We start from the raw sequence: 8525 nt of genomic DNA on the forward strand, positions 1-8525 counted from the left end.
CCCATGACTACGCAGCGACTACTCCCCGTTCTCGCCGCCGGTTCTCTTGCCCTTGCGCTGGCCGGCTGCGCCACCGATGACAGCACCGACGCCACGCTTTCCGACGTCTCCCCCACCACTCAAGCTGGGTGGAACGATCCGTCAGCCAGTTGTCTGCGCCCTCCGGGATGCCCACGACCGGCGCGATAGCCGACAGTGTGTCGTAGCGCTCTTGATCGCCCGAGGAACGAACGTCGAGGATGAGGATAAGGTCCGGCTGCACGCCGAGCGAGAGCGCCACCTCGGCGTCGCCCCAGCCCAGGGCCACGATGCGCCGCAGGGCCTCCTCGACGGTGACGTCACCGAACTTGGTGGCCACTGTGACCGGATAGGCCGCGGCGTCGCCGTCAGCCGATGCCTACTGCGCCAACGATGCCGACGATGCCGCCACCGAGTTGTCGGCCGCACCGGAATCGGGGTCCGACGAGCATGCGGCCGCACCCCAGCCGACAAGGGCGAGCGACAGGAATACCGCGGCCGAGCGACGAGTGCGGGAAGTCCGCAGAGGCATAAAAGGCCTGTCGAATTGAGAAAAGATAGCCTAACCAACATTAGGTGAACCTATCTCAAGCCGACGAACCTCCAGCAAGGAGAGACAATTCACGTACATCGTCGAAATAAGGTTATCCTTACCTACATGACATCGACGACTCTGCCGACACCGGCCGCGGGCACCCCGCGCGCCGCGGGCCACAGCAGACGACTCCTCGGCCTAGCCCTCCTCGTGGCCACACTCGTCGCCCTCGTCTTCGCCAGCCTGGCACTGGGCGCCAAGGCGACCTCCATCTCAGAGCTCACCCAGGCCTGGCCCACCGCCTGGGAGATCCTGCGCGGGCACACCGACACCGCCCAGGCCGCCGGCACCGTGGGCAGCAGCGTCGCCGAGATCGCCGGAATCCTTGCCACCATGCGCATCCCGCGCACCGTGCTCGCCATCGTCGTCGGAGCTGCGCTCGGACTAGCCGGCACACTCGTTCAAGGCCTGACCCGCAACCCGCTCGCGGACCCTGGACTACTCGGCATCAATGCGGGCGCCGCACTCTTCGTCTCGGCGGGCATCTTCCTCTTCGGACTGACGTCCATGCAGTCGCACCTTTTCCTCGCCTTCCTCGGCGCGGGCCTGGCGGCGCTGCTCGTCTTCGGGCTCTCCGCCGGCGGCATCGGTCGCGGCGACACCCTGGGCCTCGTCCTCGCGGGTTCCGCCCTGTCCGCCGTCCTCGCGGCGGCCACGTCGGCCATCGTCTACATCGATCCCAACGCGCTCGACACCCTCCGCTTCTGGCAAGCGGGGTCCGTCACCGGACGCGGCTTCGACATCATCACCCCTGCGCTCGTGCCGCTCGCCATCGGCGCGGTACTAGCGCTGGCGCTGGGCCCGACGCTCAACATCCTCAATCTGGGCGCGGAGGCCGCGCAGGCGCTGGGCACCAACGTTGCCCGCGCCAATATCCTGGGCTTCGTGGCCATCACCCTGCTGGCCGGCGCGGCCACGGCAGCCGCGGGCCCCATCGGCTTCATCGGTCTCGTGGTGCCCCACGTCGCCCGCGGCATCACCGGCCCGGACTACAAGTGGGTGACCCCCTACTCCGCGCTGGCGGGCGCCTGCCTGTTGCTCGGCGCCGACATCGTGGGCCGCCTCATCATGCGCCCCGGCGAGCTCCAGGCGGGCATCGTCATCGCGCTGCTCGGCGGGCCGGCGTTTATCTGGCTCGTCCGGCACCGAACGGTGGTGAGCCTGTAATGAAGTACCTCAGCCTCGGAAAGTTCAGCTTCCTCTACCACCCGCGCACGCAAGCCTGGACCGCGGCCATCGTGGTCGCGAGCGCGCTCGTGTGGGTCATCAGCCTCGGCATCGGCGAATTCCCCCTTAACCCCGCCGAGGTCATCGGCGTTCTGGCGGGCGGCGGAAACAAACTCGAGCGCACCGTCGTCATCGACTGGCGCCTGGCCCGCTCGCTCGTGGGTCTAGCCGTCGGCGCCGCGCTGGGGCTCTCCGGCGCCATCACGCAGCGCATCGCCCGCAACGGCCTGGCCAGCCCGGACATCCTGGGCATCAACCAGGGCGCCACCGTGGCGGCCGTGGCCATCATGGTCTTCGGAGGATCTGCCGGGGCCGGCGGGGCGTTCGGCGCCTACGTCGGCATCCCGCTCGCCGCCATGGCCGGCGGTCTCGCCACCGGCGCGGCCATCTGGATGCTGTCCCGGCGCGGCAGGGTGGATATGTTCCGCCTCGTCCTCGTGGGCATCGGCGGCAACGCCTTCCTCCACGCCCTGGTCACGTACATGTTGGCCGCCACAGATCTCAACACCGCGGCCGCGGCCAAGGTGTGGATGGTCGGCTCGCTCAACGGCTGCACCTTCGAGCACCTATGGCCCACCCTGGGCATGCTCGTGGTGTGTGGCCTAGTGCTAGCCCGCATCGCCATCGATCTGCCCGCGCTGGAGCTCGGCGAGGATTCCGCCCAAGCCCTCGGCGCCCCCTTGAAGAAGATCAACGCGGCACTGCTCATCGTCTCAGTTCTACTGGCCGCGGTGACCGTCTCCGCCGTGGGCCCGGTGGGCTTCGTGGCCTTCGTCGCCCCGCAGATCTCCGCGCGCCTGGCGCGGGTCGGGGCGCCGCCCCTGGGGACATCGGCGGCCATGGGCGCAATCATCGTGTGCGTGTCCGACCTCATCGCCCGCTGTGCCTTCGGCTGGGAGATCCCGGTGGGCATCATCACCTCGGTCATCGGCGGACCTTTCCTCATCTGGCTGCTCTGGCAGCAAACTCGAACACGAAAGTAGACGACCATGCAACGACGTAACTTCCTCAAGATCACCGCTGGCCTCGGCGTCGCCGCCTTCGCTGCGGCCTGCTCCAAACAGGAGACTGCGCCGAGCGAGCAGGCGGCCGCCTCCGCGGCATCGTCCAGCGCCGCCGAGCAGCACCAGCGCGTGATCGCGCTCAACACCGGCCAGCTGGACAACCTCCTCATGCTGCGCATTCTCCCGGTGGGCGCGGCCAAGGCCAAGAACCTGGGCGTCGTCCCGGACTACATCCGCAACCGCTTCGGCTCCGACTTCGATCTGGACTCCATCGCGGACTGCGGCCTACGCGCCAACCCGGATCTGGAGACCATCGCCTCCCTGAAGCCCACCCTCATCTGCGCTAACTCGCGTACGGACGAGGCCATCCTGGAGCAGCTCAAGGCCATCGCGCCCGTCGTCACCGGTAAGGGCGGCGGCGAGAACTGGAAGCAGGACCTCCTCACCATCGCCGAGGCCGTGGGCAAGAAGGACTCCGCCGAGACCCTCCTGGCCGAGTACGAGTCCAACGCCAAAGCCTGGGGCGAGGGCCTATCCTCCAAGCCCACCGTCTCCTTCCTGCGTTCCAAGGAAGACCAGTTCCAGCTCTACGGGGTCAACTCCATGGCGGGCTCCGTGGCCGCCGATGCCGGCCTGCCCCGCCCCGCCAACCAAAAGCAGATTGAGAAGGCTGGCCAGGACATCTCCGCCGAGCAGCTCTCCGAGGCCGACGCCGACTGGATCTTCTACGGCGTCAACGCCGGCGCCGCCGACCCCTCGCAGGCCGCCACATGGCACTCTCTCAAGGCAGTGCAGGCCAACCAGGCCGTGTCCGTGGACTACGAGTCCTGGTACATGAACGCGTCCCTGCTCTCGGCCACCATCATCCTCCAGGGTCTGAAGGACAACATCAGGTAATGAACGCTCGACTTTCCGCGCACTCCGTCTCCGTCGGTTATGGCGATACCGTCATCAGCCGCGACGTCACACTCGACATCCCCGACGGCCAGGTCACCACGCTCATCGGCGCCAACGGCTGCGGCAAGTCGACCCTCCTGCGCGGCCTGTCCCACTTGCTCCCACTGTCGGCGGGCTCCGTCACCCTCGACGGGAAGAAGCTGGGTGACTACTCCTCCCGGGAGCTAGCCACGCGCTTGTCGATGCTCCCCCAGTCCCCCATCACCCCTGCCGGCGTCACCGTCGCAGACCTCGTGGCCCGCGGCAGGCACCCGCACCAGTCCTGGCTGCAGCAGTGGTCCGCCTCCCACTCCGCCGCCGTGGACGAGGCCATGGCGCTCACCAACGTCTTTCAGCTGCGCGACCGCCCCGTGGACTCCCTGTCCGGCGGCCAGCGCCAGCGCGTGTGGATAGCCATGGTCCTGGCTCAGGACACCGACATCGTCTTCCTCGACGAGCCCACCACCTACCTGGACCTGGCGCACTCCATCGACGTCCTCGAGCTCGTCTCCACGCTCAATAAGGAACAGGGCAAGACCATCGTCATGGTGCTCCACGATCTCAACCTAGCCGCCCGCTACTCGGACAACCTCGTCCTCATGAAGGACGGCTCCGTCACGGCCCTGGGCTCGCCCGAGTCCACCATCACGCCGCAGGCCCTGCGCGACGTCTTCGGACTGGACTCCCGCGTCATCGAGGACCCCGTCACCGGCGGGCCGCTCATCGTGCCGGAGCGCCCATAAGCCCCGTCGTTCCCTGCGTTTTTCGATCATGGGAAAGGCAGCGGGAGTTCATCATGTTCACGCTTTCAGTCACAGGACGGCTACTGCACACTGTGTGACACATTCTGCGAATCGTTGCTCATTGCTAGCAAAGACTTAACAGACTCGTGACCAGTAATCTCTAGTCCCCGTCGTGCTGTGAAACTACCCTGTGGGTATGAAGAATCTGCGCGCACTCCTGTCCCTCAGCCTGCTGCTGCCACTCGCCGCGTGTTCCGCCAGCGAGGAGGACTCTGCGGCACCGTCGGCAGTCACGACCACCGTCGTTCACTCGGCCGACGCCCCTGCGGGTGACGATGCCGCCGACGGCACTGTCGGTGCTGGCGGTACTGGCGGTGCTGACGCCGCCGATACCGCCACGGCCGACGACGTTGCTTCCGGGGCCGCTCCCGGCGCGTCCGGCACCGCACCAGCCCCAGCATCCTCCACTATCCCGCCCTTGCCCGAGGGCGCCTGCGCCACCTCCCAGCTCTCCACCGAGATCACCAACGAACAGGGAGCCGCTGGCTCCCGACTCGTCGACATCGTGCTGACCAATACCTCTGACGAGGAGTGCACCCTCACGGGCTTCCCCGGCGTCTCCGCCGTCACCAGCAACGACGGCACTCAACTAGGCCCCGCCGCGCTGCGTGAGACCGGCACCGAAGCTGCCACCGTGACGCTGGCGCCAGGGGCCCAGGCCCGCACGGGGCTCAAGATCACCAACGTGGGATTGCTCGACGCGGCGGCCTGCCAACCGCAGGACGCCGATGGCCTGCGGATCTATCCGCCCGAAAACACCGACAGCCTCTATGTCGCAGTGCCGGGCCTGCAGGCCTGCGCGGGCGAGGTCGACATCTTGTCTGTCCAGCCCATCACTCAGCTCTCCCCGTAAATCATTTCGATCTCCTAACAATTTCCAGCCGGTGATAGGACTCGGCTTCGCGCTTCGTTAGTCTCGGCCACGAGTTCGCCCCTCGGACGAAGGACATACACCATGACCACTCTCCCTGTCCTCCTGCCCCAACGCACCGCGCGTGCCGCAGTAGCGGCGGCATCAGCAGCCGCGCTCGTTGCGTCCTGCTCCCTCCCCGACACTCGGCGCGAGGCAGCCCCGTCGGAATCCGCAGTGGCACCTGACTTGAGCGCGGCGACCGAGTCTGCCTCCAACCCACCAGCGACCTCGAGCACTTCCTCACGCGCGACTCGCAGCAGCACCAGCCCAGCTACGTCGAGCAGGGCGGCATCGACACGCAACTGGCCCGTATCCTTGGCCGAAGAAAGCTGCGACCCGAACGCCGGAGTCGCCGACTCCGGAGTCGGCGAATTCGTTGACAAAGGCGAAGCACCAACGGCCATCGTTCATTTCCTGTTGACGGAGGAGCCTGAACGCGGAGCACCTCTCAAAGACTTCAAAGTCACCCAAGATTCTTTCGATGCGTGCGAGCCCCTGAGCTACATCATTGCCTCCGGCAACTACGAGGGCGAACAAGTGGTCTTCTCCATCGTTTTCAACTGGGGCCACCCGCTCAATGACAGCAATGGGTACTTCTCCGGCGACGGCTTCGACTTCACCATTGGCAGCCACTCCGTAAGTTTCACTACGGGCGATACTCCCGCACATGAGGCAGGCAAGCCAGTGAGCGTGACATTTACCGCGATGGACTTCGGAGCACTCAAGACCGAGCTCAACGCAGAAGACAAACACCACATCGGAATCGACCTCACCCATCTGAACGACGCCGTCGATCCGGCCGACCTCGACGAGTTCTACGAATTCGACACCAATAGCGGCCCCGTCCGCTGCCGCTTCTCCATCAGCGAAAGTGAATGCGACTTCCTCGACGGTGAGTTTTCCCCCGCGGAAGCCATGAACGGACCAAGCAACTACTTCCTCAAAACCCATGGCGAAACGGAAGTCGACCTCGCCACCTTCAGAGACGACTCCAAAGACTTCCTGTCCGACAAGAAATTTGAAAAGGTCGGCGACGGCACTTACGAGGCCGGCACCTTGGGTCACCCCATCCAGGCGGAGCTCAAAGACGGCACTCTGACCCTCTACTTCCCCGACGGCGCCTACGTCTTCGAGGACGGCGTCCTCGACTTCTTCAACGAGGATGACCTGGAGGCGGGTACCATGCGCTCGGCGGCAACGTCCTCTGCCCGCGCGGATTAGCCCTCGATGTCGCGCAAGTAACGGGCCGACACCCCGCCCGCAATAGTGCGCAGCGCGACGTCCTTGGTCACCACCGTGCCCGCGGCCACGACCGCATGCTCCCCTTTGTGGATGCCACCTTGATCCTGGAAACGCGCGCCCGAGTTGATGACAACGTTTTCCCGATGTGCGTGTTGCTGCCAAACAGGCTGGATACCTAGCGCGAGCAAGGTATCGCTGTCTCCTAGGCCAACTGCGGCGATGCGCTCGTTCTCATTGCCCTCAATATTTGACGCCGAGGAATCCTCGCCTCGGGAGCAACCGGAAAGGACGAGAGTGGATGCTGCTAAGACAGCGGCCGTCTTCATTGCCGCGCGACGGGTCAGCGAATTGTTTCGAAACATATAAAAGCCTAACGTGTAGGGAGCTCATTGGGGTGCGGTGAAGGCCATCGGACGCACGGGGTGTTGATCGATCCTCGAGCGCGCGTCAATCACGTCTACCGCGTCTACCCCGCATGGGGCAGCCTAACTAGATAAAGGATAGGCTAAGTTAATTATTTCGGGGGTGTTCCTATATAGGTTGTCAACCTAGCGGGTGGAGAAATTGGGGGCGGATTCTCTCTGCGGGGTTGTTTGGTCGTGTTGTTTTCGGGCATGGCTGCTAGCCGACTGGGATTTTACCCGGTCGGCTATCTTTACTCTTAGTGTCTAGGCTGCTAGGTCTTCCTGTGATGGTGCGGGATCGTGGTAGTGCTTGTGGTTGCGCATCATGGCGTAGAGGACGTTGAGCCGTCTGCGGGCTAGTGCTACTACTGCGGCGTTGTGTCTCTTGCCTTCACGGCGCTTTCGTTCATAGAATTGCCGGGAACGCTCATGGAATCTGATGGATGCAAAAGATGATTGCCATAGGGCGTTCTTTAATTTTTTATTGCCAGCTCGGTTCAGTGAGTTCGACATGATCGAGGTCCCGGACTGGTTTGTCCGAGGTGATAAGCCAGCGTAAGAGGCTAGGTGCCCAGCTGTCGGGAAGTCGGTCATGTCGCCCGCGGTCATGAGAATTTGTGCTGCCGTCTTTGGTCCGATTCCTGGCATGGATAGCAGGATTTGAGTGTGGGGGATGTCGTTGATGAGCTCGATGACTTCCTGCTCGATTTGTGTGCGGTGCTCGAGCTTTAAAAGCGCGTCCTTCGCCGACATTGCTACGCCCATTTCGGCATAGTGTGCACCAGCAATGGCAACTGTTTGCTCAGAGATGGCAGCGAAAATGGCATCGAGGACAGGTTCAGGATTGCGTGCCTTATAGCGTCGAGCGAAGGCAGTTGCCTTGGCCTTTCCGAGGCGTTTTATCTTGGTCGGTCCGCCGTAGCGTGCAAGTAGGTGCAGAACCCACTTGCGGTGAATTATCTGACCGCGAAGGGCCTGTTCGAATTGCGGGTAGCAGCCTACTAGTGCACTTCGAATCTGATTGATGAGCCTGGTGTAGGAGCGCGCTAAATCTTCGTCGATACCGTTGAGGACCTTCAACTGGAGGAAGGCTTCTTCGACGCGGTCGACGCTGCGGAGGGATTCCGGAAGGTTCTTTGCAGCGTGGGCGATGATATAGGCGTCCCGGATATCAGTTTTGGCATTGCCAGCGTGGATGCGCGAGAGTTGACGCATAGCCAAACCGGGAAGGTAGCGCACGTCGATCCCGAGTTCTTGAGCAACCGCGACAGTTAGTCGACCAATGTTATTGGGCTGGTCCACGACGACAAGGACCTTGTGGTCGTGTGCGCTGAACGCTGAAAACAGTGCGCGCAGGGATTTTTCGTTTTGGTTGATGCGCTT

General features: G+C 64.0%; 10 protein-coding genes and 1 pseudogene. 7 read left to right on the plus strand and 4 right to left on the minus strand.

Translation table 11 applies throughout. From position 1 onward, the window contains the following. The first annotated feature begins 3 nt into the window (after positions 1-3). Positions 4-189 carry a hypothetical protein gene (locus tag HMPREF2760_RS12940; RefSeq protein WP_185963211.1) on the plus strand — a complete coding sequence of 62 codons (186 nt, stop codon included), beginning with the start codon at positions 4-6 and terminating at the stop codon, positions 187-189. Here HMPREF2760_RS12940 and HMPREF2760_RS13200 read toward each other — a convergent pair. After that, positions 122-358 (minus strand): annotated as a pseudogene (locus tag HMPREF2760_RS13200) (ABC transporter substrate-binding protein); the annotation flags it as partial. The gene HMPREF2760_RS12940 and the pseudogene HMPREF2760_RS13200 overlap by 68 nt on opposite strands. 39 nt (positions 359-397) lie before the next feature. Next, the gene (locus HMPREF2760_RS13030; protein ID WP_227485943.1) at positions 398-550 is read right to left on the minus strand and encodes a hypothetical protein; all 153 of its coding nucleotides are present in this window, start codon (positions 548-550) and stop codon (positions 398-400) included. A 126-nt stretch (positions 551-676) separates the two neighbouring features. Here HMPREF2760_RS13030 and HMPREF2760_RS02195 point away from each other — a divergent pair, with 126 nt between their 5' ends. The 6 genes from HMPREF2760_RS02195 to HMPREF2760_RS02225 all read left to right on the plus strand — a co-directional run bounded on the left by HMPREF2760_RS02195 (position 677) and on the right by HMPREF2760_RS02225 (position 6717). Then, positions 677-1780, plus strand: a complete 1104-nt coding sequence (locus tag HMPREF2760_RS02195; protein WP_070596551.1) for a FecCD family ABC transporter permease — start codon at positions 677-679, stop codon at positions 1778-1780. Beyond that, positions 1780-2823 carry a FecCD family ABC transporter permease gene (locus HMPREF2760_RS02200; protein WP_010189115.1) on the plus strand — a complete coding sequence of 348 codons (1044 nt, stop codon included), beginning with the start codon at positions 1780-1782 and terminating at the stop codon, positions 2821-2823. The genes HMPREF2760_RS02195 and HMPREF2760_RS02200 overlap by 1 nt, the downstream gene beginning before the upstream one ends. Positions 2824-2829: 6 nt before the next feature. Beyond that, positions 2830-3741: an ABC transporter substrate-binding protein gene (locus HMPREF2760_RS02205; protein ID WP_070596552.1), complete on the plus strand. Its 912-nt coding sequence runs from the start codon at positions 2830-2832 to the stop codon at positions 3739-3741. Further along, positions 3741-4523, plus strand: coding sequence for an ABC transporter ATP-binding protein (locus tag HMPREF2760_RS02210; protein WP_010189119.1), 783 nt, complete (start codon positions 3741-3743; stop codon positions 4521-4523). Before HMPREF2760_RS02205 ends, HMPREF2760_RS02210 begins: the two co-directional genes overlap by 1 nt. 196 nt (positions 4524-4719) lie before the next feature. Then, positions 4720-5436 (plus strand): DUF4232 domain-containing protein, encoded by a 717-nt coding sequence (locus HMPREF2760_RS02215; protein ID WP_070596553.1) that lies wholly within the window; start codon positions 4720-4722, stop codon positions 5434-5436. Between the two features lie 102 nt (positions 5437-5538). Continuing rightward, positions 5539-6717 (plus strand): hypothetical protein, encoded by a 1179-nt coding sequence (locus HMPREF2760_RS02225; RefSeq protein ID WP_232770707.1) that lies wholly within the window; start codon positions 5539-5541, stop codon positions 6715-6717. Here HMPREF2760_RS02225 and HMPREF2760_RS02230 read toward each other — a convergent pair. Both HMPREF2760_RS02230 and HMPREF2760_RS02235 read right to left on the minus strand, forming a co-directional pair. Then, positions 6714-7100, minus strand: a complete 387-nt coding sequence (locus HMPREF2760_RS02230) for a hypothetical protein (RefSeq protein WP_070596556.1) — start codon at positions 7098-7100, stop codon at positions 6714-6716. The genes HMPREF2760_RS02225 and HMPREF2760_RS02230 overlap by 4 nt on opposite strands. 306 nt (positions 7101-7406) lie before the next feature. Continuing rightward, positions 7407-8525, minus strand: a 1119-nt coding sequence (locus HMPREF2760_RS02235; RefSeq protein WP_070596557.1) for an IS110 family RNA-guided transposase, incomplete at its 5' end; no start/stop codon positions are given.

The organism is Corynebacterium sp. HMSC065D07, from assembly GCF_001810695.1.
In the GTDB taxonomy this organism is placed as follows: Bacteria; Actinomycetota; Actinomycetes; order Mycobacteriales; family Mycobacteriaceae; genus Corynebacterium; species Corynebacterium hesseae.